Source organism: Pseudomonas sp. RC4D1 (assembly GCF_018390395.1).
GTDB classification, from domain to species: domain Bacteria; phylum Pseudomonadota; class Gammaproteobacteria; order Pseudomonadales; family Pseudomonadaceae; genus Aquipseudomonas; species Aquipseudomonas danubii.
Genome location: NZ_JAHBAW010000002.1, coordinates 1,050,001 through 1,072,893, shown reverse-complemented (window position 1 = coordinate 1,072,893; position 22,893 = coordinate 1,050,001). Strand labels below are relative to the sequence as shown.

At 63.6% G+C, this 22,893-nt stretch carries 27 protein-coding genes (1 of these 27 only partly in view); 9 read left to right on the top strand and 18 right to left on the bottom strand.

Translation table 11 applies throughout. From position 1 onward, the window contains the following. Positions 1-23 precede the first annotated feature (23 nt). The 9 genes from KHO49_RS20465 to KHO49_RS20425 all read right to left on the bottom strand — a co-directional run bounded on the left by KHO49_RS20465 (position 24) and on the right by KHO49_RS20425 (position 7,044). The gene (locus KHO49_RS20465; RefSeq protein ID WP_213665739.1) at positions 24-1,007 is read right to left on the bottom strand and encodes a metal ABC transporter solute-binding protein, Zn/Mn family; all 984 of its coding nucleotides are present in this window, start codon (positions 1,005-1,007) and stop codon (positions 24-26) included. Beyond that, positions 1,008-1,907 (bottom strand): metal ABC transporter permease, encoded by a 900-nt coding sequence (locus KHO49_RS20460; protein WP_110597220.1) that lies wholly within the window; start codon positions 1,905-1,907, stop codon positions 1,008-1,010. Continuing rightward, a complete protein-coding gene (locus tag KHO49_RS20455; protein WP_213665738.1) occupies positions 1,907-2,650 on the bottom strand; it encodes a metal ABC transporter ATP-binding protein in 744 nt (247 codons plus the stop codon). The genes KHO49_RS20460 and KHO49_RS20455 overlap by 1 nt, the downstream gene beginning before the upstream one ends. Beyond that, positions 2,647-3,576 (bottom strand): metal ABC transporter substrate-binding protein, encoded by a 930-nt coding sequence (locus KHO49_RS20450; protein ID WP_102880387.1) that lies wholly within the window; start codon positions 3,574-3,576, stop codon positions 2,647-2,649. The genes KHO49_RS20455 and KHO49_RS20450 overlap by 4 nt, the downstream gene beginning before the upstream one ends. 35 nt (positions 3,577-3,611) lie before the next feature. After that, complete coding sequence (locus KHO49_RS20445; protein WP_102880386.1) at positions 3,612-4,184, bottom strand: DUF6162 family protein; 573 nt, start codon at positions 4,182-4,184, stop codon at positions 3,612-3,614. Then, the gene (locus KHO49_RS20440) at positions 4,181-4,519 is read right to left on the bottom strand and encodes a hypothetical protein (RefSeq protein ID WP_102880385.1); all 339 of its coding nucleotides are present in this window, start codon (positions 4,517-4,519) and stop codon (positions 4,181-4,183) included. The genes KHO49_RS20445 and KHO49_RS20440 overlap by 4 nt, the downstream gene beginning before the upstream one ends. Then, complete coding sequence (locus KHO49_RS20435) at positions 4,519-5,058, bottom strand: PA2404 family protein (protein WP_102880384.1); 540 nt, start codon at positions 5,056-5,058, stop codon at positions 4,519-4,521. The genes KHO49_RS20440 and KHO49_RS20435 overlap by 1 nt, the downstream gene beginning before the upstream one ends. Beyond that, entirely contained in the window at positions 5,055-6,278 is a 1,224-nt protein-coding gene (locus KHO49_RS20430) for a PepSY-associated TM helix domain-containing protein (protein WP_213665737.1), read from the bottom strand. Before KHO49_RS20430 ends, KHO49_RS20435 begins: the two co-directional genes overlap by 4 nt. Before the next feature lie 298 nt (positions 6,279-6,576). Continuing rightward, a complete protein-coding gene (locus KHO49_RS20425; protein ID WP_110597223.1) occupies positions 6,577-7,044 on the bottom strand; it encodes a VOC family protein in 468 nt (155 codons plus the stop codon). 279 nt (positions 7,045-7,323) lie between these two features. On the opposite strand from KHO49_RS20425, the gene KHO49_RS20420 reads away from it, so the two are divergent. The 3 genes from KHO49_RS20420 to KHO49_RS20410 all read left to right on the top strand — a co-directional run bounded on the left by KHO49_RS20420 (position 7,324) and on the right by KHO49_RS20410 (position 10,076). Further along, positions 7,324-8,547 carry an SfnB family sulfur acquisition oxidoreductase gene (locus KHO49_RS20420; RefSeq protein ID WP_213665736.1) on the top strand — a complete coding sequence of 408 codons (1,224 nt, stop codon included), beginning with the start codon at positions 7,324-7,326 and terminating at the stop codon, positions 8,545-8,547. A 4-nt stretch (positions 8,548-8,551) separates the two neighbouring features. Continuing rightward, complete coding sequence (locus KHO49_RS20415) at positions 8,552-9,217, top strand: methionine ABC transporter permease (RefSeq protein ID WP_213665735.1); 666 nt, start codon at positions 8,552-8,554, stop codon at positions 9,215-9,217. Between the two features lie 88 nt (positions 9,218-9,305). Then, the gene (locus tag KHO49_RS20410) at positions 9,306-10,076 is read left to right on the top strand and encodes a MetQ/NlpA family ABC transporter substrate-binding protein (protein WP_102880379.1); all 771 of its coding nucleotides are present in this window, start codon (positions 9,306-9,308) and stop codon (positions 10,074-10,076) included. Between the two features lie 96 nt (positions 10,077-10,172). Here KHO49_RS20410 and soxR read toward each other — a convergent pair whose 3' ends face one another. Beyond that, positions 10,173-10,640 carry a redox-sensitive transcriptional activator SoxR gene (gene soxR, locus KHO49_RS20405; RefSeq protein WP_102880377.1) on the bottom strand — a complete coding sequence of 156 codons (468 nt, stop codon included), beginning with the start codon at positions 10,638-10,640 and terminating at the stop codon, positions 10,173-10,175. A gap of 108 nt (positions 10,641-10,748) precedes the next feature. Between soxR and KHO49_RS20400 the strand changes: the two genes are divergently transcribed. Further along, positions 10,749-11,111, top strand: a complete 363-nt coding sequence (locus KHO49_RS20400; RefSeq protein ID WP_102880376.1) for an antibiotic biosynthesis monooxygenase — start codon at positions 10,749-10,751, stop codon at positions 11,109-11,111. On the opposite strand, the gene KHO49_RS20395 is transcribed toward KHO49_RS20400, so the two are convergent. The 4 genes from KHO49_RS20395 to msuE form a co-directional block, all read right to left on the bottom strand. After that, positions 11,108-12,208, bottom strand: coding sequence for a sigma-54 interaction domain-containing protein (locus KHO49_RS20395; RefSeq protein ID WP_102880375.1), 1,101 nt, complete (start codon positions 12,206-12,208; stop codon positions 11,108-11,110). The two genes, KHO49_RS20400 and KHO49_RS20395, sit on opposite strands and share 4 nt — an antisense overlap. Before the next feature lie 24 nt (positions 12,209-12,232). Then, complete coding sequence (locus KHO49_RS20390) at positions 12,233-13,420, bottom strand: acyl-CoA dehydrogenase family protein (protein WP_110597227.1); 1,188 nt, start codon at positions 13,418-13,420, stop codon at positions 12,233-12,235. A 134-nt stretch (positions 13,421-13,554) separates the two neighbouring features. After that, on the bottom strand, positions 13,555-14,694 hold the full coding sequence (gene ssuD, locus KHO49_RS20385) for an FMNH2-dependent alkanesulfonate monooxygenase (RefSeq protein WP_102880373.1): 1,140 nt from the start codon (positions 14,692-14,694) through the stop codon (positions 13,555-13,557). A gap of 9 nt (positions 14,695-14,703) precedes the next feature. After that, on the bottom strand, positions 14,704-15,267 hold the full coding sequence (msuE, locus tag KHO49_RS20380; RefSeq protein WP_102860977.1) for an FMN reductase: 564 nt from the start codon (positions 15,265-15,267) through the stop codon (positions 14,704-14,706). Between the two features lie 399 nt (positions 15,268-15,666). On the opposite strand from msuE, the gene KHO49_RS20375 reads away from it, so the two are divergent. The 4 genes from KHO49_RS20375 to KHO49_RS20360 all read left to right on the top strand — a co-directional run bounded on the left by KHO49_RS20375 (position 15,667) and on the right by KHO49_RS20360 (position 19,889). After that, on the top strand, positions 15,667-15,927 hold the full coding sequence (locus tag KHO49_RS20375; RefSeq protein WP_102880371.1) for a hypothetical protein: 261 nt from the start codon (positions 15,667-15,669) through the stop codon (positions 15,925-15,927). Between the two features lie 103 nt (positions 15,928-16,030). After that, positions 16,031-16,645, top strand: a complete 615-nt coding sequence (locus KHO49_RS20370) for a LysE family translocator (protein ID WP_110597229.1) — start codon at positions 16,031-16,033, stop codon at positions 16,643-16,645. Positions 16,646-16,855: 210 nt separating this feature from the next. Then, entirely contained in the window at positions 16,856-18,025 is a 1,170-nt protein-coding gene (locus tag KHO49_RS20365) for a cysteine desulfurase family protein (RefSeq protein WP_102880369.1), read from the top strand. Positions 18,026-18,080: 55 nt separating this feature from the next. Continuing rightward, positions 18,081-19,889: an aminopeptidase P family protein gene (locus KHO49_RS20360; protein ID WP_110597231.1), complete on the top strand. Its 1,809-nt coding sequence runs from the start codon at positions 18,081-18,083 to the stop codon at positions 19,887-19,889. A 71-nt stretch (positions 19,890-19,960) separates the two neighbouring features. On the opposite strand, the gene KHO49_RS20355 is transcribed toward KHO49_RS20360, so the two are convergent. Further along, positions 19,961-20,554: a 2-hydroxychromene-2-carboxylate isomerase gene (locus KHO49_RS20355; RefSeq protein ID WP_213665734.1), complete on the bottom strand. Its 594-nt coding sequence runs from the start codon at positions 20,552-20,554 to the stop codon at positions 19,961-19,963. A gap of 35 nt (positions 20,555-20,589) precedes the next feature. Then, positions 20,590-21,330 (bottom strand): SDR family oxidoreductase, encoded by a 741-nt coding sequence (locus KHO49_RS20350; protein ID WP_102860983.1) that lies wholly within the window; start codon positions 21,328-21,330, stop codon positions 20,590-20,592. 92 nt (positions 21,331-21,422) lie between these two features. On the opposite strand from KHO49_RS20350, the gene KHO49_RS20345 reads away from it, so the two are divergent. After that, positions 21,423-21,992 carry a TetR/AcrR family transcriptional regulator gene (locus tag KHO49_RS20345; protein WP_102880367.1) on the top strand — a complete coding sequence of 190 codons (570 nt, stop codon included), beginning with the start codon at positions 21,423-21,425 and terminating at the stop codon, positions 21,990-21,992. A gap of 9 nt (positions 21,993-22,001) precedes the next feature. Here KHO49_RS20345 and KHO49_RS20340 read toward each other — a convergent pair whose 3' ends face one another. Next, positions 22,002-22,283: a hypothetical protein gene (locus KHO49_RS20340; RefSeq protein ID WP_102880366.1), complete on the bottom strand. Its 282-nt coding sequence runs from the start codon at positions 22,281-22,283 to the stop codon at positions 22,002-22,004. 158 nt (positions 22,284-22,441) lie between these two features. Further along, a protein-coding gene (gene rhtA / locus KHO49_RS20335; protein ID WP_102880365.1) for a threonine/homoserine exporter RhtA crosses the window boundary here: on the bottom strand, positions 22,442-22,893 show its 3' portion. Its footprint extends 436 nt past the window's final position; 452 of the gene's 888 nt are visible here — the last part of the coding sequence; its start codon lies off the right edge, out of view — the gene reads right to left on this strand; it ends in the stop codon at positions 22,442-22,444.

Here is a 22,893-nt window from a genome sequence, read left to right as displayed (position 1 = left end):
CCGTTCGCAGCCTGCGGCAGCGGCTACAGGGTTAGGGCCTGGGTGACTTTTTGCAGGTTGCCTTCCAGTTCGCTGAGCGGGTCGGCGCCGTCGGTTTCAAGGACCAGCAACTGGCTGCCACCGGCGCTGATGGCGGCTTTCAGTGCCTCGGACGGCTGGCGGTGGTGCAGGACCAGGGCCACGTCGTTGTCCTTGAGCCGGGCTTGCAGCTTCTGCAGCGCTTCGGGCGTCCATTCGTTGTCGGCGCGGGCGTCGACTCCCACCAGTTCCAGGTTCAGGCCACTGACCAGATAGCCAAAGTGCTCGGAGAGGCTCAGCACGCTGAGGTTGTCGGCCTCGGCCAGGCGCGCTTCGCTGTCGGCGCTGAGTTTGAGCAGGCGTTGTTTGATTCCCGCCAGGTTGCGCTCGATCTGCGGTTTGGCTTCGGGGGCCAGGCGTACCAGGTCGGCCGCGAGCACGTCGGCCATGCGTCCCAGGTTGTTGCTGGACAGCCAGGGCTGGGCATTGAGCCCGTCGCTCTGGCCCGGTTGCAGGGCCACCCCGGCCAGGGCGCCATCCACCGGGCGCGCGGCATCGATCTCGACGATACGAATATTGCTGCGCCGGGCATTGGGGTACAGCGGGTCGTCCGGCCAGATCGAGCGCAGGCCGATCACCGCGTCGGCATCCAGCGCCAGCTTGCTCAGGGCCGCAGCGCCGCGCCCGGTGAAATAGGCGGTCTGCCGCGAGCCGGGAAGATTGGCCGGGGCCGCCCGTTCCAGCTTGACGTGGGTGCCCTGCAGCAGGACCTGCCCCAGGCCGAAGGTCACCGGCAGCGAGGCCAGCACCGTCAGCGGTTTCTGCGAGGCGGCGCTGTGCAGCGCGGTATTGCCCATGCCGTGGCTGGCCACCACGCGCATCGGTTCGAAGTGGTCGCGCTCGGCCAGGGCCGGGCTGCTGATCAGGCCGCCGAGGATCAGGGCCAGGCTCAGTTGAGGCAATGACAAGTGACGCAGTGAACTGTGCATTTATCCGATATTCCCTTTCAGGCTGGGGACGGTGCCGCGGGCGATGGCGGCCAGGGCGAAGGCCACGCCGGCTACCAGGATGATGGCCGCGCCGGAAGGCACCGGCAGGTCGAAGACGATGGGCAGCAAGATGCCGCACAAGGTGCTGACGGTGGCGATGCTCACCGAGATCCAGAAGAAGCCCTTGAGCGACTGACTGAGCAGGCGGGCCGCTGCGGCCGGAATCACCAGCAGCGCGCCCACCAGGATCGCGCCGATGACCTTCACCGCGGCCACGGTGATCAGGGTCACCAGGACCACGAACAGGTAGTCCAGGGTCTTCACCGCCACTCCGCGCACGGCCGCCAGCTGCGGGTTGAAGCTGGCCAGCATGATGCGGTTGTACAGCGGCAGGCTCAGGCCCAGCACCAGGGCGCCGACGATCAACAGCACCAAGAGGTCGTTGCCGTTGACCGTGAGCACCGAGCCGAACAGTACGTTTTCCAGGATGTGCACGTTGATCTTGCCGGCCAGGATCAGCAGCAGGCTGGCGCCCAGGGCCAGGGACACCGAGAGGAACACCCCGATCAGGGTGTCCGGAGCCAGCCCGGTGCGGTTGCGCAGGTAGTTGAGGAGGATGCCGAACAGCAGGCAATAGCCGAACAGGCTGCCGTAGGGGCCGGTGTAGGGTTCGCCCAGCAGGATACCGATGGCCACACCGGTCAGCGCCGCATGGCCCACGGCTTCGGAGAAGAAGGCGAAGCGCTTGACTACGACAAGTGTGCCCAGGCCGCCCAGGACCGGTCCGATCAGCAGGCCGGCCAGCAACGCATTGACCACAAAGCCGTAGGCCAGGGCTTCGGGCAGGTAGCCGGCCGAGGCCCAACCCTGGACCATCAGGCGAAATGCTTCATAGGTCATCAGGCAGCGCTCCCGGCGGCTCGTGGATGGGTGGAGAACAGACTGAGCAGGCGCTCCGGGGTCAGGGTCTGTTGCGCCGGACCGTCGAACAGCACCCGGCGGTTGAGGCCGGTGACTCGGTCCGCCAGGCGGCCCACCGCCTCAAGGTCGTGCTCGATCCACAGCAGGGTGATGCCGCTCTGGCGCCAATCGTGGAGCAGGCGTTCGAAGACTTGGATCCCGGCTTCGTCCAGGGCCGACATCGGTTCGTCCAGCACCAGCAGTTGCGGGGCCGGGATCAGGCCCTGGGCCAGCAGCACGCGCTGGCGTTCACCCCCGGACAGGGCGCCCATGCGCCGTTTGCGCTTGTCTTGCATGCCGACCCGTTCCAGGGCCTCGCCTATGGCCTGGGCGTAATGCCGGCTCAGGCCAAGGAAGGCCGGGCGGCGCTGGCACATGGCAGCCATGAAATCGTCCACGGTCATCGGCAGGCCACGGTCGAACTCCAGGGCCTGGGGCACGTAGCCGATGGTGCCGGCCGCGCCGGGCCATTGCAGGCGCAGTTGGCCCTGGTGCGGCATCTGCCCTAGCAGGGTCTTGATCAGCGAACTCTTGCCGCCGCCGTTGGGCCCCACCAGTGCGTGCACGCTGCCGGGCTGCACCTGGAAGGTCACGCGGTCGAGGATGGTGGTGCGGCCCAGGGTCAGGCTGACCTGGTCGAACTCGATGGCCGGGCCCCGCAGCAGGGTCTCGATGGCGGTCATGCCCCGGCCTCCTGGATGGCCCGGACCACGGTGTCGAGGTTGCCTTTCATTTCCTTCTCGTATTTCTCGGCGCTGTAGTCGCCGTAGGAAATGTGCGACAGCGGGTAGAGCTTGACCCCGGATTCGCGCTGGATGGTCTCGACGTAGGTGGAGGGGAAGTCCATCTCCGAGAAGATCACCTTGACGTCTAGCTCGCGCAGTTGGTCGATGGTCTTCTTCAACTGGCTTGGGCTGGGCTCGATGCCGTGGGCCGGTTCCACCACCGCGGTGACTTGCAGGCCGAACTCGCGCAGCAGGTAGTCGTAGGCCGCGTGTACCGTGGCCACCCGCAGGTCGGCGTTGGGCGCCTGGGTCAGCTTGGCCAGGGCGTCGGCGCGCATCTGCCGCAGGCGCTTGCCGTAGGCCCGGGCGTTCTGGGTGTAGGTCTTGGCGTTGGTCGGGTCCATCTTGCCCAGCTCCCGGGCGATGTTGTTGACCTGGGCGATGGAGGCGCTGATGGACAGGAAGGTGTGCGGGTTGACCACTTTGCCGGCGCCCCGGGCGGCGACGCCGGTGGCGGCCAGCAGCGGCACGTTCTCGTTGGCTTCGATCACCGGGATGTCCGGGCGCTCGCTGGCGGCGATCATGCGGTCGGCGAAGTCATCGTGGCCCACGCCGTTGAGCACGATCACGTCCAGGCTGCCGATGCGCTTGATGTCCTCGGCCCGGGGCTCGTAGGCGTGGGGGTTGAAGCCGGCGGGAATCAGCGGCACCACCTCGGCCTTGTCGCCGACAATGTTCGCCACGTAGCTGTAATAAGGGTGCAGGGTGATACCGATGCGCAGGCGCTTGGCCGGGTCGGCGCTGACCAGGGGGCTGAGCACCAGGGCCAGCAGGCTGACCAGCAGCACCCGCAGGAATGGGCGGCGTTGCGATGAAATGGGCATGGCTAGCGTTCTTCTCTCGGGTGAATGCAAAAAGATCAGTGACGATGCTGGCGAGTCACCCCGGCATCGAATTGCGCGACCACCTGTTGCCAGCCGGCGGCGGCCAGCGTCGCGTCGCTGAGATCGACCGGCACGGCGACGGACGGGGCGCGGTTGAGCCAGATGTCCACTTTGGCCTGATCTTCGGTGTCCAGGCGCATCAGGAAGGAGCCGGCCACTTGCGGGTTCTGGCTCAGGCCCAGGTAGGCCTGGTCCTGCAATTGCCAGGCATGGCCACCACGGCTCACCGAGCTGGCGTCCTGGGCAAAGGGGGCGAAGCCTTCCTCGGCCAGTTGCTCCGGGCTCGGCAGCGTCTGGCTTTCGGCCTGCAGCAGATGGATCTCGTCGAGGGTCACTCGCAGGTCGGCGTAGATGCCTTGTTCGCCGGCACTCAGATCGCGGCGGGCGTCGAGCTGGTGGCTGGCGACGCTGGCGGTTTCGACTGTTTCGCCGCGCCACAGCACCACGCTGCCGGCGACACACAGAATCAGCAGGCACAGCAACAGGACGTAGAGGGTTTCGTGACCGGCGCCGGCGGGGCGCACGACCTGGGTGGTGGCAGGAGTCATGGGGTCTCGATATCCGCTTGGTCGATCTCGACCACGTGACCGGGGCCGGCATCGAACAGCACGTAGAACTCGCTGGAGGGTTTCTTGAAGGTCAGGGTCGAATCGCTGCCGAGCTTGCCCGGCACGAGGATGGTTTCGTCGTAGCCGATCACGTCCAGGGTCACCCCCGGAGCGCCGCTGCCATCGGAAAAACCGCCGGTGCAGCGGATCTGCTCGGCGTCGATGGCCTTGCACTCGCACATCGGGTTGTGGGCCAGGGCGCTGTGGCTGAAGGCGGCACTCAGCAGCAACAGGGCAGCGGCGCCGAGGCGCCGGGTAGATACTGCGCGAATCATCATTTGCCTCCTTGTTTTTCGAGCCAGGCCACGGTGGCGGGGGACGCCTGGCTCAGGGGAATGGATGCCTGGTGCATGCTGCCGTCCCAGCCTTCCAGGGTGATCCACAGCTCAGCGTCGGCTTTGGTCTTTTGCGGAATCGGCAGGCTGGCCCCCATGCGGTACGGGCTACCGAAGAAGATCACCCCGGCGGCCCGCAGGCTGCGGGGTTTGCCGATGCGCAGGTAGGTCGCCTTGACCGGTTCGATGCAGGCCTGGCACAGGGCGGCGTTGAAGCTTTTCAGGTAGCCGGCGGGGCCATCGCTGCGCGGCGCTTCGTTGCGCATCTCGGCCAGGCGCAGGCTCCAGGGGCCGACCTGGATTTCACCGATCTCCCGTTCCCCCAGGCCGCTGTCGCCGCGAAACAACGAGGCATCGGCGAGGTATTTGGGCATGAAGCCCAGGGGGATCAGCAACAGCAGGATGTTCAGGTGAAAGCGCCATTTATGCCAAAGCCGGCTCAGCTGCGAAGGCGCGGTTGCGCTGTGGGTCTGGCTCACGGGTGGCTCTCCGAAGTTTCGATGCTCATGGCCGGGGTGGGCGTCGGCACGGGTTTGCTCGCGGGACGCGCCCGGGCGGCCTTCTCCTCACGCTTGAGGGCGTTGGCGGTGGCCAGGGCGGTGCGCTTGGTCCAGATCAACAGCCCGCTGAGGACCATCATGCTCAGCACCAGACCGAAGAAGAACCAGATCAGCTTGACCCAGATCCCGCCAAAATCTCCGGTGTGCAGCGGGCGCATGGACTCGGTGACGAACTCCAGGGTGCTGCGGTCCCCCAGCAGGTGAGAGGTGTCCAGGGAGCCGGTGTAGGGGTTGATGTTGGCGGTCTGGTACATCAGCGGGTACCAGCCACGACCGCCTACGTACAGGTGGCTGTAGGCATTGCTTGGCAGGCTGACGAAGCTGATGTCGAAACCGGGGATCTTCTGGGTGGCGATGCCGATGGCCTGGTCCAGGCCGATCATCGGCGCGGGGCTGCCGTCGGTGGTGGTCGGCACCTGCTCCCGGGCGATGACCGGAACAATGGGTTGGCTGGAAATGCTGATGTGGTTGTCGGCGAGCACGGCCTCGATCAGGAACCAGATACCGGTGATCGAGATCACCGTGATAAACCAGATGGACCAGATGCCGCTCAGGCGGTGGAAGTCGCCCCAGAAGATCCGTGCCCCATGGCGCAGGCGCAGGGTCGGCTTGAGAAAGCCCTTCCAGAACTTCTTGTAGACCACCAGCCCGGTGATCAACGAGATCAGCAGCGGCAGGCCGAGGAACGACACCAGGTACCAACCCCAGCTGTAGCCGTTGGTGAAGGGCACCAGCCACCAGCCATGCAGGGCCCGGGTGAAGCCCTGGAAGTCGAACACTGGGCTGGTGCCCTGGATCGCCCCGGTGTAGGGGTTGACGTACAGCGTTGGGGAACGGCCGTCCGGGTAGCTGACGCTGACACTCAGGGCGAAATGGCTTTCGTCCGGGGTCACGATGGTATCGATGCGGGTGCTGGGGTCGGCCTGCTGGATGGCCGCCACGATCTGGTCGTAATTGAGCGGCTGGGCATCATCGCTGGGTTTACTGGCTCGGATATCCGGATTGGCCAGCCATACGATCTCCTGGCTGACCACCGCCAGGGTGCCGGTGACACAGACGATCAGCACGAAGAACCAGATGGGCAGGGCCAGCCAGCTGTGCACCAGAAACCAGATTTTTGAACGGGACTTCTTCGACATGGAGTGGGCGTCTTGATTCGAGGAATGGAGCGGCACTGGAACCCTGGGCCGAGCCCGGCGCAAAGGTGCCGGGCATAGCCTTGGCCAACGCGGCCTGCTGCATCTAATTAAGACGAATGAGAATCGTAAATCCTGAAAGGCGATATGAAAGTAAATGTTACGAAGCCAGGAAAGCCCCGTGAAACGGGGATTCCTGGTCGTTCGATTTGTGCATCAGGGGCGGCTGACCAGTGTAGGAGCTGGCTTGCCAGCGAAGGGGACCGTGAGATCGCCTTCGCCGGCTGGGCGTCAGGGCGGGTCAATGGGGTTGTTGCTGGAACATTTCCTGCGCCCGCCGGCTGATTTCCTCGGTACTCAGGTCTTCCTTGCGGCTGGCCAGGAACCACACATGGCCGAACGGGTCACGCAGGCTGCCGCTGCGGTCGCCGTAAAACTGGTCCTTGACTGCCGACACCTCGGTGCCGCCGACGGCCAATGCCCGGGCGAAGCTGCGATCGACATCTTCCACATACAGATGCAGCCCAACCGATGTCTTGTGGCTGTCCGGGCTTTCCATCGGGGTTTCTTCACAGGGGCTGCCGAGCATGATGGCCGAGCCGCCGATGCGCAGTTCGGCATGGCCCACGCTGCCGTCGGGCATCTCCAGGCGCATGGTTTCCACCGCGCCGAAGGCCTGCTTGTAGAACTCGATGGCCTCGGCGGCGCGCTTGATGCCCAAGTAGGGAGTGACGCCGTTGAAGCCTTCGGGAATGGGTTTGACGCTCATCTGGGTTTCTCCTTGATGTTGTTGGAAATGGGTCCGTCGCTGGATCGAGCAGCTTTCACTCTATACCCGGGAACCTTCGGTACCGGTGTGGGCTGACGAGGTGTCGTCCAGGCAACAGCGACTCACTGTTGGCCCAACAACAGCCCTCCAGCAATTTGTCTGGCGGCCCGCTGGGCAACCGCCAGGAACGGCCTGTAAGTCCTTGATTTCACAGGGCTGATCTTTCGGCACAGAAGCTGCAATGGCGGGGTGGAACCTTCATTCGCCCGAGAGTGCTGTATGTCTTCATTGCCTGAATCTGCCTTTTATCCCCTGCATACCCCGGCCGCCCATGTGATCCGCGATGGCGCCGAAGCGTTGATCGTGGCCCGGCGCGTGGCTGCTGTCCTGCTGGAGCAGGACGCCGAGCGCGACCGCACTCGTGAGGTGCCGTCGCAGGTGGTCGACCTGTATTCCAACAGTGGCCTGTGGGGCATCAGCGTGCCCCGGGAATATGGCGGTGCACAGGTGTCCTACGCGGTGCTGGCCGAGGTGATCGCCATCATTTCCGCCGCCGATCCGTCCCTGGGGCAGATCCCGCAGAATCACTACTGCCTGCTGGAAGACATCCGCCTGCAAGGCACCCCGGAGCAGCAGGCGCATTTTTTTGCCCTGGCCCTGCAAGGCCACCGTTTTGCCAATGCGCTGTCGGAAACCGGCGGCAAGAACGTTCAGGACATTCAGGCCAGCATCCGGCGCTCAGGTGACGGTTACGTGATCAACGGCCGCAAGGGTTACTGCACCGGTTCGCTGTACGCCCACTGGCTGGCGGTGTTGGCCCTGGACGAGCAGGGCCGCGGGCAACTGGCCTTTGTGCCCCGGGGCAGCGAAGGGCTGGTGGTGATCGATGACTGGGACAGCATCGGCCAGCGCACCACGTCCAGCGGCACGGTGCTGGCGCAAAACCTGCTGGTGCCGACCTTCAACCTGTTCCCCACCTATCGCTCCTATGAAAGCCCGACCCTGGCCGGGCCCTTCGCCCAGCTGACCACGGCGGCCATCGACGCCGGCATCGCCCGGGCGGCGCTACGGGACACCATCGCCTTTGTTCGTCAGCACGCCCGGCCGTGGATCGATGCCGGGGTGGAAAAGGCCAGTGAAGATCCGCTGACCATCATCCAGGTGGGGGCCCTGGAGATCCGCCTGGAGGCCGCCGAAGCCCTTCTGGAACGGGCCGGCCTGGCCCTGGATGCGGCGCGTCCGGCACCTGATGAAGACAGTGTCGCCCGGGCTTCCCTGGCGGTGGCCAAGGCCAAGGTGCTGACCACCGAAATCGCCATCGAGGCCAGCAACAAGCTGTTCGAGTTGGGTGGCACCCGCTCGACCCTCAAGCGCCACAACTTCGACCGCCACTGGCGCAATGCCCGGGTGCACACCCTGCACGACCCGGTGCGCTGGAAGTACCACGTGGTGGGCAACTGGCTGCTCAACGACATCAAGCCACCGCGCCACGATTGGTCCTGATGCCATGGCCGAGTGGTTCAAGAACATTTATTGGGCCGATATCGCCCAGGCCTGTCTCGACACCCTGAGCATGCTCGGTGCGGCCCTGGGCTTTACCGTGCTATTGGGGCTGCCGCTGGGGGTGCTGCTGTTTCTCACCGGCCAGCGCCAGTTGCATGAAGCCCAGGGGATCTATCGAGTGCTGTCGGTGTTGGTCAACGTGCTGCGCTCCTTGCCCTTCATCATCCTGCTGATCGTGCTGATTCCGCTGACCACCCTGCTGGTGGGCACCTCCCTCGGCGTGCCGGGCACCATCCCGCCGCTGGTGGTGGGCTGTACACCGTTCTTTGCCCGGCTGGTGGAAACCGCCCTGAGGGAGGTGGACCGTGGAGTGGTGGAGGCGACCCAGGCCATGGGCGGCAGCACCTGGCAGATCATCCGCTACACGTTGTTGCCCGAAGCCCGAGGCGGCCTGCTGGCAGCGGTCACGGTGACCGCCATCGTGCTGGTGGACTACACCGCCATGGCCGGGGTGATCGGCGCTGGCGGGCTGGGGGACCTGGCCATTCGCTACGGCTACCAGCGTTTCCAGACCGACGTGATGCTGGTCACCGTGGTCTTGCTGCTGGTGCTGGTGCAGGCCCTGCAGATGACCGGCGACCGCCTGGTGGCGCGCTACAGCCGACGTTGAATCAAACCCGTGAATAACAAATCCCCAAAACACACGGCCCACGTGCGCCTCACGACGGCTGTCAGTCATCTGCCTTAGGAGCAACTCCATGAAAAAGACCCTGGCCGTATTGGCCGCTGTGCTGTCCTTGAGCGTGCATGCCAACGAGAAACTGGTGGTGGGCGCCACCCCGGTTCCTCACGCCGAGATCCTCGAATTCGTCAAACCCGAGTTGGCCAGGGAGGGCGTGGACCTGGACATCAAGGTCTTCACCGACTTCATCCAGCCCAACCAGCAATTGGCGTTGAAGAACCTCGACGCCAACTACTACCAGTACCGGCCGTTCCTCGACGACTTCAACAAGACCCGGCACACCGACCTGGTGCCGGTGGTGGGGGTGCACATCGAGCCCTTCGGTGCCTATTCCACCCGGATCAAGCACATTGCCGAGCTCAAGGACGGCGCCACGGTGTCGATTCCCAACGACCCGGTGAACACCGGCCGTGCCCTGGTGCTGCTGCATGAGGCGGGGCTGATCAAGCTCAAGGACCCGAGCAACACCCTGGCCACCCCGCGTGACATTGTCGACAACCCCAAGCACCTGAAGATCCGTGAACTGGAAGGCGCCTTGCTGGCCCGTTCGGTGAGCCAGGTGGACCTGGCGTTCGTGTTCGCCAACTACGCCCTGGAGGCCGGGATCGACACCAACAGCGCCTTGATCGTAGAGAAGGGCAAGGACCTGTACATCGAGTTCCTGGTGGCCCGCCCGGACAACCGCAACGACCCGCGGATTCAGAAACTGGCCAAGGCGCTGAACTCCGACGCTGTGCGCCAATTCATCCTGACCCGCTACAAAGGCCAGATCGCCCCCGGCTTCTGAGCATCGCCCCGTCCCCGGCCGTAGGAGCTGGCTTGCCAGCGAAGGGGCCCGCGAGATCGCTTTCGCCGGCAAGCCGGCTCCTTCGAGGGAAGCCGGCTACGGGGTGGTGGCGTCGGGCTCCAGCAGGCGGGCGCCCGGGCCGGCGTCTCCCAGGGCATCCCCATGGTTGCGCAGCGGACACCCTTCCATGGACAGGCAGCCGCAACCAATGCACTGGTTCAGCCGCTCGCGCAGCAGGCTCAGTTGGCGGATGCGTTCGTCCAGTTCGCGGCTCCACTGTTCCGACAGGCGCTGCCAGTCCGCGGCAGTGGGCGCGCGGTCGGCGGGCAGGGTCGCCAGGGCCTGGCCAATCTCCGCCAGGGGAATGCCCAGGCGCTGGGCCACCTTGATCAGGGACACGCGACGCAGCACCGAGCGCGGATAGCGCCGCTGGTTGCCGGCGTTGCGGTTGCTCTTGATCAGTCCTTTGCTTTCGTAGAAGTGCAGCGCGGTCACGGCCACGCCGCTGCGAGCCGAGAGCTGGCCCACCGTCAGTTCTTTGTGGAGGGCGTCGGGTTCGATCATTAAAGGGCACCAGGATGAAAAACAGGCTTGACCTTGACTTAACTAGAGGTTTTACCCTGCAGCGCATTCAATCGCAAGATTCTGTCCGACCGCTGTAAGGAGCTGTTCATGACCGCATTTGAGAGAAACCGCAGTTTCACCCAGTTGATCGAGTTCGAGATCGAACCGCACCAGCAGGAGGCTCTGGTGTCGGCCTTGTCCGCGCAGACCGAGCGCCTGGCCCAGGGCTATGACGGCTTTCTCAGTGCCAGTGTGCAGGCCAGCGACGACGGTCGGCGGGTGCTCAATTACCTGCAATGGCAATCCCGGGAAGCCGGCGAGGCGGCCTTCGAGCGTTTCGAGAGCGGCGAGCAGGATTTCTGGCAGTTGATCCTGACCCATCAGGCCAAGACCGTGACCTTCGGTTCGTTCCAGGTGCTGAGCAGTATTGCCCGCAGCCAGGACAATGCCTTGCACTGCAACCTGCTCTAGATCGACAACTGCAGGGTGCGTTCGCTGTGGGCGTCCACCGGGCGCCGCTTGTTGACCGCCAGTTCGCCGATCTTGATCAGCCGGGTGCGGGTGACGTTGCGGCTCAGGCCCAACAGGTTGGCGGTGTGCACCTGGTTGTAGTGGCTGAAGCGATAGGCCGCGCGCAGCAGGGCGTCCTCGACCTTTTCATGCAAGGCGCCGGCCTGCTCGGCGAAGAGTTTCTGGAAGGCGCGGTCCAGCAGCGCTTCGGCGGAGTCGTCGTGGCTGGGATGGCTGTCGTCGGCACGCTCGATGCGCATGTTCGACAGGCGCAGGTCATCGCGCTCGATTACGCCGTTGCGGCAGATCAACAGGGTGTGGTGGATGACGTTTTCCAGTTCGCGGATGTTGCCCGGCCAGCTGTAGCTCTTGAGTTTGTGTTCGGCCTCTTTGCTGATGCTGATGCTGCCGTAGCCCAGGCGCTGGCTGTAGGCCTCGATGAAGTGCCGGGTCAGGGGCAGGATGTCGCCGGGGCGTTCGCGCAGCGGGCTCAGTTCCAGGCTGACCACGTCCAGGCGGTAATACAGGTCCTCGCGAAAGTGCCCGGCATTGATGGCCTTTTCCAGTTGCACGTTGGTGGCCGCCAGGACCCGCACATCGATGGGAATGCTTTTGCGCGAGCCCAGGCGCACCACTTCGCGCTCCTGCAGCACCCGCAGCAGCTTGACCTGGATGGCCATGGGCAAATCGCCGATCTCGTCGAGGAACAGGGTGCCGCCGTCGGCCTCTTCGAACCAGCCGGCCTTGGCGCTGAGGGCGCCGGTGAAAGCGCCTTTTTCATGGCCGAACAGTTCGGCCTCCACCAGGGATTCGGAGAAGGCGCCGCAGTTCACCGCCACGAACGGCCGGTTGCGCCGGGCGCTGAGGTTGTGGATATGGCGTGCCACCAGTTCCTTGCCGGTCCCGGTTTCACCGATGATCAGCACGCTGGCTTCACTGGGTGCCACCTGTTGCAGGTGCGCCAGCAGGGCCTGGGATTTCGGGTCCTCGAACACCTGGGCGGTGGCGCGGATCGAGGTCGCCAGGGCAGGCGAAGGGGGTAGGGTCAGCAGCTGCATCGGCACTCTCCGTGAACAAAAGGGCTAGGAGTAAAAAGTCGGGGTCGGCAGGGACTGGTTCAGTGCCCAGTCACCCAGTTCGTGGAGCTTGTAATCCAGCGGGTCGTGCAGGGTCTGGGTGCGCAGGTTGCGCCAATGGCGGTCCAGGCGCAGGGAGGCGTGGGTCGAACGTGCGCCGGTGACTTCGAACAGCCGGCTGCACAGGTCCAGGCCCTGGCGGCTGGCGGCAACCTTGGCGGTGGCGATCGCCGTGGCCAGGTGCCCGCGCTCCTCGGCACTGAGGTTCGGGCCTTTGGCCCAGGCCTGGTCCAGCAGCCCGGCGGCCCGTTCCACCAGCAGGCGGATGCCTTCCAGGGCCACCCAGAATTCGCCGTAGTGGCTGAGGATGTAAGGGTCCTGGCGCACATCCTGGGCGCTGGACTTATGCCAGACCCGGGTCTCGCTCAGGGTGTATTGCCGGGCTTCCTCGAAGGCGCCTTCGGCAATGCCGAGGAACATGTGGGTAAAGGTCAGCTGAGCGATCAGCGGGCGCAGGCAGGCGAACGGGGTGCTCAGCGGGCCCGGGTCCAGCAGCAGTTCCGACTCTTCCACCCTGACCCGTTCAAAGGTGGCGCTGCCGCTGTCGGTCTGGCGCTGGCCCATGTTGTTCCAGTCGTTGTGCAGGGTGATGCCGCTGCGACCACTGGGGATGGCGGCGATCAGCAATTTGCCGCCGTTGCTTTCATCCACCGCCGAGGCGATGAGCATTTCCGAATCGCTGGCCCCCGAGCAGAAGCTCTTCTTGCCGGAGAACTCGCGCCAGCCGCCGAGGTTCTTCACCAGGGTGCGGGTGTCCAGTGGATTGAGGGCGTTGCCCCAGAACCAGTTCTTGCGCGCGGTCTGTTCGAACCAGGGTTGCCATTGCTCAGGCTTGGCGAACAGGCGCACGGTGGCCAGCATCAGGTGATGGAAGCCGAAGACGTGGGCGATGGAGCTGTCGACCCGAGCGAACTCGCGGACGATGTTCAGGGTTTCGCTCCAGGGCGCGCCGAGCCCGCCGAACTGGGTGGGGATGCTCAGGGCCAGCAGGCCACTGTGGCGCAGGGCATCACGCTCGGCTTTGGGGGTGCCGCCACGTTCATCGCGTTCGACGGCGGTGAGGGCAAACTCGGCGGCCAGTTGGCGGGCGGTCTGCAAGGGGGACAACAGGGCGCTTTGCGGTTTGGCAGTCACGCGGTGTTCCTCGTTCGTGGCCGTTGCGGCGGCCGGGAAAAGGTGCTGCGAGCTGTAGGCGCTGGCTTGCCAGCGAAGAGGGCCGGAAGATCGCCTTCGCCGGCAAGCCGGCTCCTACAACAGCTTTGGGGATTTCAGCGGCTGTTGGGCAACACGTCATTGGCGATCATTTCGCCGAACGGCCCGGTGAGGTTGGTCACACCGCGGCCGGCCAGGCTGGCATAGGGTTCCGGCAGCAGTGGGAACACCAGTTCGGCGAAGCGATAGGCCTCTTCCAGGTGCGGGTAGCCGGAGAAGATAAAGCTCTCGATCCCCAGGTCGGCGTATTCCTTGATGCGCTCGGCCACTTGTTGCGGGTTGCCCACCAGGGCGGTGCCGGCGCCACCACGCACCAGGCCGACCCCGGCCCAGAGGTTGGGAGCAATCTGCAGTTGATCGCGGCGACCGCCGTGCAAGGCGGCCATGCGCCGCTGACCTTCGGAGTCGAAGCGCGCGAAGGATTGCTGGGCGGCGGCGATGGTGTCGTCACTGATGTGTTCGATCAGTTTATCTGCGGCTTTCCAGGCTTCGTCCTCGGTTTCGCGGACGATCACGTGCAGGCGAATGCCGAACTTCACCGTGCGGCCCTTGCGCGCGGCGCGTTCGCGCACGTCGGCCAGCTTTTGGGCCACCGCCGCCGGAGGCTCGCCCCAGGTCAGGTACACGTCCACCTGATCGGCGGCCAATTCGTGGGCGGCCTCGGAGGAGCCGCCGAAGTACAGCGGGGGGTAGGGTTTCTGCACCGGTGGATACAGGGCCTTGGCGTTCTGCACATGCAGGTGCTTGCCCTCGAAGTCCACGGCTTCGCCTTGCAGCACCCGGCGCCAGATCTGCAGGAATTCGTCAGTCACTTCGTAGCGTTCGCTGTGGCTGAGGAAGCTGCCGTCGCCACGGTTTTCGTCCGGGTCGCCACCGGTGACCACATTGATCAGCAGGCGGCCGTTGGACAGCCGGTCCAGGGTGGCGGCCATGCGCGCGGAAACAGTGGGGGAGATGATCCCCGGGCGAATCGCCACCAGATAGCGCAGGCGCTCGGTCAGCGGCACCAGGGCCGAGGCGATGACCCAGGAGTCTTCGCAGGAGCGTCCGGTGGGAATCAGCACGCCGTGGTAGCCCAGGCTGTCTGCAGCCTGGGCGACTTGCTTGAGGTAGTTGAGGGTGACCGGGCGGGCGCCCTGGGCAGTGCCCAGGAAGTGGCCGTCGCCGTGGGTCGGAAGAAACCAGAACACATCCATGACAGGTCCTTAAGCGATTTTCAGCAGGTTTTTCGGGTGAGCGCCAAACAGCGGCGCGGCCCGTTCGGCGGCCAGCTGGATGCGGGCTTTCAACAGTTCGCTGGTGATCTGGTAATGGCTGAAGTCGGCTTCGGTGGCGTACACGCCAATCGGCAGGGTCAGGGCCTGGAAGAAACTGAACAGCGGACGCAACTGGTGATCCAGCACCAGGGCGTGGCGTTCGCTGCCTCCGGTGGCGGCCAGCAGCACCGGGGTATCGATCAAGGCGTTCAGGTCGATGAGGTCGAACAGGTGCTTGAGCAGCCCGGGGTAGGAGCCGCGATAGACCGGGGCGGCAACGATCAACAGGTCGGCGTTTTCGATGGCCTGGAGCTCGGCCTCGACCTCGGCCGGCAGTTCCTGGCGCGACAGGGCTGCGCCTAGCGGACGGGCAATATCGCCCAGTTCGATGAGGTGGCTGTTGATCGGCAGGTGCCCGGACAGTTCGTCCAGCAGGGCCTGGGTCAGCACCAAGGTGCGGGACGGGCGCCAGGTTCCACCGGAGAGGGCAACGACGTTCAAGGGACGGGACATGATCGGTTCCTTTTTAAACAGTGGCTCTACGAGCAATGGCAGGTGTCCTGGATCGGGAGCAAGAGCTGTACCAATCCGTTAAAGCCTTGTATTACGGGGCTTTCCGGCGATCCGGTGCGTATTGGCTGCTGTTGCGCAGGCACTGTTTTGTTGATCGACTGTTGCCGGACGAACAGTTGCCAGGGCAACAGTTGGGCAACGCAATGCAGCTGTTATAAAGGCTTGCTGTTATTCCTCAAAAGAGCTTGTTTCCATATTTATAGGTCTTTATGGAATATAAGGAGCGACTGCCAAGGCCTTGGAACGGTCAATAGCGACTATCGAGCGGGATGATTTTTGCCAGTGCCGGTGCGCGAGTAGCCTTTGTTCATTGTTCGCAACCCGCTCCAGGTGCTCGCCATGAAGGCTTCCTCCGTTGTTCTGTCGATGTTGGTTTTTAGCGTGCTTGCCGGCTGCGCCAGCCCGGGCACTCCTGAGCTGCGTCCCTACACGGCCGAGGAAACCCGCGAACTGGCGCTGGAAGCCTTGAATCGCCGCGGCTTGTCGTTCGATGAGTACCAGCAGAAAAAGGCCGAGTTGCTTGGCCGTCCTGCGGCGTTCGACCGCCAGGGCGAGATGAGCGCCCAGCGCAATATCAGTCGACACCATCCGGCCAGTTGAAGAGAACTGTACGGGTCGAAGTTTTGCGTAACTGTCCGTGGGTTTCAGGCAGGCCCTGAGTTAGGGTCGAGGCCTGATCGCCCTTGCCCAGGACCTTGCATTCATGACCCTTTCCGTTGACCTGCTGTTGGCGTTCGCCCTGTTTGCCCTGGTCACTTCCATCACGCCCGGCCCTAACAACACCCTGTTGCTGGCCTCGGGGGTGAACTTCGGCTTCAACCGTTCCATTCCTCATATCCTGGGCATCAGCTGCGGTTTTTTCGTTCTGGTGCTGGCGGTTGGCCTGGGCCTGGGGGCGGTGTTCGAGGCTTATCCGTTGCTGTACAGCGTGCTGCGATATGTCGGAGCGGCATACCTGCTGTACCTGGCATGGAAGATCGCCCGTTCCGGGCCCATGTCAGAGGAGCAACAGGGCCAGGGGCAACCTTTGGGGTATTGGGGGGCTGCGGCGTTTCAGTGGGTCAATCCCAAGGCCTGGGTGATGGCGGTGGGGGCCATCAGCACTTACACCCCGTTGCAGGGCTACTTCACCAATGTGCTGGTGATCGCGGCGGTGTTCGCTTTGATCAACGCCCCTACGGTCAGCCTCTGGGCCGCATGCGGCAGCCTGTTGCGCAATGTGCTGCGCAACCCTCGCTGGCTGCGCCTGTTCAATCTGGGAATGGCCGGATTGCTGGTGATTTCCCTGGCGCCCTTGCTGCTGGAGAACATCAGTTAAGCGGCGCTTCAACGCGTTGCCCCGAGCCTGTTAAGCTGCGTCCCAGGAGCGTTCCTACGCACTTTTAAACGAAGGTGTTCTTCTTTAACTGCATCCGATCGCGTATTGCTCAGTGCCCGCTGTTGACGCGCCGTTCTTGTACGGCGCGCTTGTGCATCATCTTCTCTGAGCCAATGCCGATCCTGGAACAAGCTCTGCGGGTCTTTAGTCATGAACAAACGTCCTCTTTATTTCGACTACGCCGCCACCACGCCGGTGGATGAGCGGGTCATCCAGGTCATGCTGGAATGTCTGGGTTTCAACGCCAATTTCGGCAACCCGGCGTCCAGTTCCCATGCTTTTGGCCAGGAGGCGCGGCGCAGTGTCGAGCGCGCCCGGCAGCAAGTCGCACAGTTGGTGGGCGCGCAGCCGGAGCAGATCGTCTGGACCTCCGGCGCCACTGAGTCCAACAACCTGGCGCTCAAGGGCGTGATGCAGGCCCGGGGCCTGAGCGGTGGGCACATCATCACCAGCCAGATCGAACACAAGGCGGTGCTCGACACCGCCCGCCAGTTGCAGGAAGCCGGCGTGGCGGTGACCTATCTGGTGCCGGATGCGGACGGGTTGATCACGGCCCAGGCGGTCAGTGAAGCCTTGCGCGACGACACTTTTCTGGTGTCGTTGATGCTGGTCAACAACGAACTGGGCACCCTCAACGACATCCCGGCGATTGGCCGGGTGGTGCGTGAGCGAGGTGCGCTGCTGCATGTGGATGCGGCCCAGGGTGCCGGCAAGGTGGCGATTGATCTTGGGCACTGGCCGGTGGACCTGATGTCGTTTTCCGCGCACAAATTGTATGGCCCCAAGGGCATCGGCGCGTTGTATGTCGGGCCGCGGGCGCAGCAGCGGCTGCTGGCACAGATTCATGGCGGAGGTCACGAAGGCGGATTGCGTTCCGGGACCCTGGCCACCCATCAGATCGCCGCCATGGGCGCGGCCTTTGCCCTGGCGGGTGAGTTGTTCGAGGAAGAAACCGCGGCCATCGTCCGCTTGCGCCAGCGACTGCTGGAGCAACTGGCGGGCATTGCCGGCCTGCGCTTGAATGGCAGTGTCAGCCAGCGCATTCCCCATACCTTGAGCCTGACTTTCAGCGAGGGGGGCTTCGACTCGGCAGCTCTGAGTGCGTCCCTGGCGTTTTCCGCGACCTCGGCCTGCAATTCGGCGAGCAATGCGCCTTCCCATGTGCTGCTGGCCCTGGGGCACGATGCACTGCAGGCCAGTCGTACCATTCGCTTGAGCCTCGGGCGTTTTACCACCGAGGAGGATGTGGATCGCGCCGCACAATTGATCAAGGCGTCATGCGCCACTGCTCCGGCGTTCTGGGCCGGAGCCCAGTCTTGAGGGTCGAGTGATCTCGATCTTCCATAACAATGAATAAGCCGGTTAAGGAGACACAATGAGTACCCAGCCTTCGACCCAGGGAGTGGTCCCCCAGCGCTTGGCGCACGTCCGTCAGTTGATGAGCCGCGAGGGCATTCATGCCTTGTTGGTGCCGTCGGCCGACCCGCATCTGTCGGAATACCTGCCGGGTTACTGGCAGGGGCGCCAGTGGCTGTCGGGCTTCCATGGCTCGGTGGGCACGCTGATCGTGACCGCGGATTTTGCCGGAGTCTGGGCCGACAGCCGTTACTGGGAACAGGCCAGCAAGGAGCTCAAGGGCAGTGGTATCGAACTGGTGAAGTTGCAGCCGGGCCAGCCTGGCCCCCTGGACTGGCTGGCGGAGCAGACTCCGCAAGGCGCGGTGGTGGCGGTGGATGGCGCGGTGATGGCTGTGGCCTCGGCCCGCACCCTGAGCGCCAAGTTGCAGGAGCGCGGAGCCCGTCTGCGGACCGACATCGATCTGCTCCAGGAAGTGTGGAGTGATCGTCCCGCGTTGCCGGATCAGCCGGTGTATCAACACTTGCCGCCACAGGCGACGCAGAGCCGGGTGGAGAAGCTCGGCAAGCTGCGGGAAACCCTGAAGGAGCGTGGCGCGGATTGGCATTTCATCGCCACCCTCGACGACATCGCCTGGCTGTTCAACCTGCGTGGGGCGGACGTTTCGTTCAACCCGGTGTTTGTGTCCTTCGCCTTGATCAGCCAGCAGCAGGCCACTTTGTTCGTGGCCTTGAGCAAGGTCGATGACCACCTGCGTGGGGTGCTTGAGGCGGATGGCGTGAGCCTGCGGGACTATTCGGAAGTGGCGGCGGCGCTGCGCGCAGTGCCTGAAGACGCGACCTTGCAGATTGATCCGGCACGGGTCACCAGCGGCCTGCTGGACAATCTGCTTCCCGGGGTGAAGCTGCTGGAAGGGCTCAATCCCACTACCTTGGCCAAGTCGCGCAAGAGCCTGGCGGACGCCGAGCACATTCGTCAGGCCATGGAGCAGGATGGCGCGGCCCTCTGTGAATTCTTCGCCTGGTTGGAGAGTGCCCTGGGGCGTGAACGAGTCACCGAGCTGACCATTGATGAACACCTGACCGCCGCCCGTGAGCGGCGTCCGGGTTATGTCTCCCTGAGTTTCAATACCATTGCCGCATTCAATGCCAATGGGGCGATGCCTCATTACCACGCCACACCTGAAGAACACGCGGTGATCGAGGGCGATGGCCTGTTGCTGATCGACTCCGGCGGCCAGTACCTGGGCGGCACCACCGATATCACCCGCATGGTGCCGATCGGTAAACCAAGTGCCGAGCAGAAGCGCGATTGCACCCGAGTGCTCAAGGGGGTTATCGCCTTGTCCCGGGCGCAGTTCCCTCGGGGCATTCTTTCGCCGCTGCTGGATGCCATCGCCCGTGCGCCGATCTGGGCCGAAGGCGTGGATTACGGACATGGCACCGGGCATGGTGTCGGCTACTTCCTGAATGTGCATGAGGGGCCGCAGGTGATTGCCTATCAGGCCGCACCGGCGCCGCAAACCGCGATGCAGCCGGGGATGATTACCTCCATCGAACCGGGGACTTATCGTCCCGGGCGTTGGGGGGTGCGGATCGAGAATCTGGTGTTGAACCGTGAGGCAGGTACGACCGAGTTTGGTGAGTTCCTGAAGTTTGAAACCCTGACGTTGTGCCCGATCGACAGCCGTTGCCTGGAACCGTCGTTGCTGACTCAGGATGAGCGCGAGTGGCTCAACGCTTATCACGGTGATGTTCGCCGGCGTCTCAGTCCACTGTTGGAAGGGGCGGCGCTGGAGTGGTTGCAGGCGCGCACTGCGGCGATCTGATGCAAGGCCTCACCCGCGCAACGCGGGTGAGGTGGCTGCGGCGACTCAAGCGTCGCCGCAGATGCCGGTGGTCACTTGCTCAAGGCTTCCCGGACGAAGTCGAGCCGATCCTGACCGAAAAACAATTCCTCACCCACGAACATGCTGGGAGCACCGAATACTCCCCGCTGCAACGCCTGTTCGGTGTTGTTCCTGAGAGCGGTCTTGACGTCCTCGGCATTGCTCAAATCGAGGATCTGCTGTGGGGCGAAACCGCCTTGCTCCAGGACCTGGGCGACGCTGGCGGCGTCGTTGAGGTTGCGTTTGTCGACCCAGAGTGCGCGGAACAGGCAGTCGATGAAATCGATGAAGCGTTCCGGTAAATGCATCTGCACTCCGGTCGTGGCGCGCATCAGCAGCAGGGTGTTGATGGGGAATTGCGGGTTGAAATTGAGCTCCACCTGGTAGCGCTGGGCGAAGCGCGCCAAGTCCTGCAGCATGTAGCGGCCTTTGGCGGGGACGCTGATGGGGGACGCGTTGCCGGTGGTCTTGAAGACGCCGCCCAGCAGCATGGGTTGGTAGACCAGTTGACTGCCGGTCTGGGCACAGATCTTCGGCAGTTGGGTGTAAGCCAGGTATGAAGTCGGGCTGCCCAGGTCGAAGAAGAACTCCACCTTTTTATTCATGATGCAGATTCCCTGATTGTTGTTATGGAAGGGGATTACCAGCGTTCGTTCCAGGGGCGCAGGTCCAGTTCGAAGGTCCAGGCATCACGGGGCTGGCTGTGCAGGTACCAGTAGTTCTCGGCGATATGCTCGGGGTTGAGGATGCCGTCCTGATCCTTGAGGGCATATTTCTCGGGAAAGCTGGTGCGGATGAAGTCGGTGTCGATGGCGCCGTCGACGATGATGTGGCCGACGTGGATGTTCAAGGGCCCCAGCTCCCGGGCCATGCTCTGGGCCAGGGCGCGGATACCGTGCTTGGCGCCGGCAAAGGCGGCAAAGCCTGCGGCGCCGCGGACCCCGGCGGTAGCGCCGGTGAACAGGATGGTGCCGCGCTTGCGGGTGACCATGCGCTTGGCCACCTCGCGGGCATTGAGGAAGCCCGAAAAACAGGCCATCTCCCAGATCTTGAAGTATTTGCGTGCGGTTTCCTCAAGGATGCTGCAGGGCACGTTGGCGCCGATGTTGAAGACGAAGGCTTCGATCGGACCGATCTGGGTTTCGATCTGTTCGATCAGTGCCACCACGTCTTCTTCTTTGCGCGCATCGCAGGCAAAGCCATGGGCTTGGCTACCGGTTTGCTGGATGGCCTCCACCAGCGGCTGCAGTTTGTCCGCGCTGCGTCGGGTCACGCAGGCAGTAAAGCCTTCTGCGGCGAAACGCTTGGCAATGGCACCACCGGTGGCATCACCGGCACCGACCACCAGTACGACTTTGTTCTTGTTCGAGGCTGTAGTCATGGGAGGCTCGCTATTGGGTAAACGATCGTTAACTAAACGAACGTTATGCTATGATTTTTCTGTCGTCAAGCGAGCAGGGGAGTCCATCAGGAATGCGTTATTCAGTCGGCCATAAGCAGGAAACCCGTGAACGCCTGCTACAGAGCAGTGCCACCCAGGCCAAGAACAACGGTTTTTCTACTGTCGGTGTGGATGCGTTGATGAAGGCCATCGGCCTCAGTGGCGGGGCTTTTTATACGCACTTCACGTCCAAGGATGAGTTGTTCGGTTCCATCGTCGAGCGCGAGTTGAGCCAGAGCCTGGAGCGCCTGGGCGGGGAGGGGCGGCAGAATCAGGCAAAGCTGCGGCGCTGTCTGAAGCAGTATTTGAGTGTGGCGCATCTGCAGCAGCCGGGAGCGGGCTGTGCGTTGCCAGCGTTGGGTGCGGAGATTGCTCGGGGCAGTGTCGAAGTCCGACAGGAGGCGCAAGACTGGATCTGCCGTTTGCATCAGGCTTGGGCGCAGACTTTAGGTAGCGAAAGCCTGGCCTGGTCGATTCTGTCGCAGTGTGTCGGCGCGTTGGTGGTGGCGCGAATGCTGGTGAGCCCGAGTATCCAGCAGCAGGTGCTGGCGTCGAGCCATGAACAGATCATTGGGCAGCTGGAAGGGCTGCCCGAAGATTGAACGGTGCCACTATTTGCAGATGATGATCATGCTGCGGCTGGTGTAACCGGCTGGGTTCAGGCCGAAGGGGTAATCCCCCGGGTCCTCCACGGCATCACCAGATTTGGCGATCACCTTGTAGCCTTTGGGGCCGCAGGACTGGGTGGCCTTGGTGTAGCACTTGTCCCAGGAAGAAGACAAACCCGAGCAGTTGATGTGGAGTCCTTTCTTACCCCGTTTGACTTCAGTTTTCGCGGTCGCAGCGCAGCCTGCAATGGCAAGTACGGCCAACATTATCAAAAATCGTTTCATCCCCGTCCTTATCGCTAGCCCCGGATCTAACGCCCGAGTGTGACTGCATTAGCTATGGTCTTTTGCGTTTGCGATATCCCTGTCTGACAACTCCATGGCTGACGTTGAGTAGCCGACTAAACATGGCCTAATTGAACGGCAATTACCAGAGTTGAATCTCAATCAACCGCAACTAATGGTTTGGACTCGCGGCGCATGGTCAGGGTTGCCCCTACGGAAGCTAGGATGATGCAGGCGATGGCCATCCATTGCGCGAGGGAAAGGTATTCGTGCAGGAATAGCAGGCCGGAAAGTGCACCGAAAGCGGGTTCGATACTCATCAGGGTGCCAAAGGTGCGCGCGGGCATGCGAGTCAGGGCGACCATCTCCAGACTATAGGGAAGCGCGGTAGACAAGATGGCCACGCCCAGGGCTACGGGGATCAAGGAAGGTGTGAGTAGTGCGGAGCCGGCGTGGACGATGCCAATAGGGGCGACGAAGAGTGCCGCGATCATGACTCCCAGGGCTGCGGTCTGGATACCGTTTTCGGCCCCGGCCTTTTGCCCGAACAGGATGTACAGTGCCCAGCAGACTCCAGCCCCGAGTGCGTAGCCTGCGCCCACTAGGTCGA

Excerpts from the sequence above, each read along its gene's own strand:
- KHO49_RS20465 (WP_213665739.1), bottom strand. The coding sequence starts at position 1,007 with ATGCACAGTTCACTGCGTCACTTGTCATTGCCTCAACTGAGCCTGGCC.
- KHO49_RS20460 (WP_110597220.1), bottom strand. The coding sequence starts at position 1,907 with ATGACCTATGAAGCATTTCGCCTGATGGTCCAGGGTTGGGCCTCGGCC.
- KHO49_RS20455 (WP_213665738.1), bottom strand. The coding sequence starts at position 2,650 with ATGACCGCCATCGAGACCCTGCTGCGGGGCCCGGCCATCGAGTTCGAC.
- KHO49_RS20450 (WP_102880387.1), bottom strand. The coding sequence starts at position 3,576 with ATGCCCATTTCATCGCAACGCCGCCCATTCCTGCGGGTGCTGCTGGTC.
- KHO49_RS20445 (WP_102880386.1), bottom strand. The coding sequence starts at position 4,184 with ATGACTCCTGCCACCACCCAGGTCGTGCGCCCCGCCGGCGCCGGTCAC.
- KHO49_RS20440 (WP_102880385.1), bottom strand. The coding sequence starts at position 4,519 with ATGATTCGCGCAGTATCTACCCGGCGCCTCGGCGCCGCTGCCCTGTTG.
- KHO49_RS20430 (WP_213665737.1), bottom strand. The coding sequence starts at position 6,278 with ATGTCGAAGAAGTCCCGTTCAAAAATCTGGTTTCTGGTGCACAGCTGG.
- KHO49_RS20425 (WP_110597223.1), bottom strand. The coding sequence starts at position 7,044 with ATGAGCGTCAAACCCATTCCCGAAGGCTTCAACGGCGTCACTCCCTAC.
- KHO49_RS20420 (WP_213665736.1), top strand. The coding sequence starts at position 7,324 with ATGTCTTCATTGCCTGAATCTGCCTTTTATCCCCTGCATACCCCGGCC.
- KHO49_RS20415 (WP_213665735.1), top strand. The coding sequence starts at position 8,552 with ATGGCCGAGTGGTTCAAGAACATTTATTGGGCCGATATCGCCCAGGCC.
- KHO49_RS20410 (WP_102880379.1), top strand. The coding sequence starts at position 9,306 with ATGAAAAAGACCCTGGCCGTATTGGCCGCTGTGCTGTCCTTGAGCGTG.
- soxR (WP_102880377.1), bottom strand. The coding sequence starts at position 10,640 with ATGATCGAACCCGACGCCCTCCACAAAGAACTGACGGTGGGCCAGCTC.
- KHO49_RS20400 (WP_102880376.1), top strand. The coding sequence starts at position 10,749 with ATGACCGCATTTGAGAGAAACCGCAGTTTCACCCAGTTGATCGAGTTC.
- KHO49_RS20395 (WP_102880375.1), bottom strand. The coding sequence starts at position 12,208 with ATGCAGCTGCTGACCCTACCCCCTTCGCCTGCCCTGGCGACCTCGATC.
- ssuD (WP_102880373.1), bottom strand. The coding sequence starts at position 14,694 with ATGGATGTGTTCTGGTTTCTTCCGACCCACGGCGACGGCCACTTCCTG.
- msuE (WP_102860977.1), bottom strand. The coding sequence starts at position 15,267 with ATGTCCCGTCCCTTGAACGTCGTTGCCCTCTCCGGTGGAACCTGGCGC.
- KHO49_RS20375 (WP_102880371.1), top strand. The coding sequence starts at position 15,667 with ATGAAGGCTTCCTCCGTTGTTCTGTCGATGTTGGTTTTTAGCGTGCTT.
- KHO49_RS20370 (WP_110597229.1), top strand. The coding sequence starts at position 16,031 with ATGACCCTTTCCGTTGACCTGCTGTTGGCGTTCGCCCTGTTTGCCCTG.
- KHO49_RS20365 (WP_102880369.1), top strand. The coding sequence starts at position 16,856 with ATGAACAAACGTCCTCTTTATTTCGACTACGCCGCCACCACGCCGGTG.
- KHO49_RS20360 (WP_110597231.1), top strand. The coding sequence starts at position 18,081 with ATGAGTACCCAGCCTTCGACCCAGGGAGTGGTCCCCCAGCGCTTGGCG.
- KHO49_RS20355 (WP_213665734.1), bottom strand. The coding sequence starts at position 20,554 with ATGAATAAAAAGGTGGAGTTCTTCTTCGACCTGGGCAGCCCGACTTCA.
- KHO49_RS20350 (WP_102860983.1), bottom strand. The coding sequence starts at position 21,330 with ATGACTACAGCCTCGAACAAGAACAAAGTCGTACTGGTGGTCGGTGCC.
- KHO49_RS20345 (WP_102880367.1), top strand. The coding sequence starts at position 21,423 with ATGCGTTATTCAGTCGGCCATAAGCAGGAAACCCGTGAACGCCTGCTA.
- KHO49_RS20340 (WP_102880366.1), bottom strand. The coding sequence starts at position 22,283 with ATGAAACGATTTTTGATAATGTTGGCCGTACTTGCCATTGCAGGCTGC.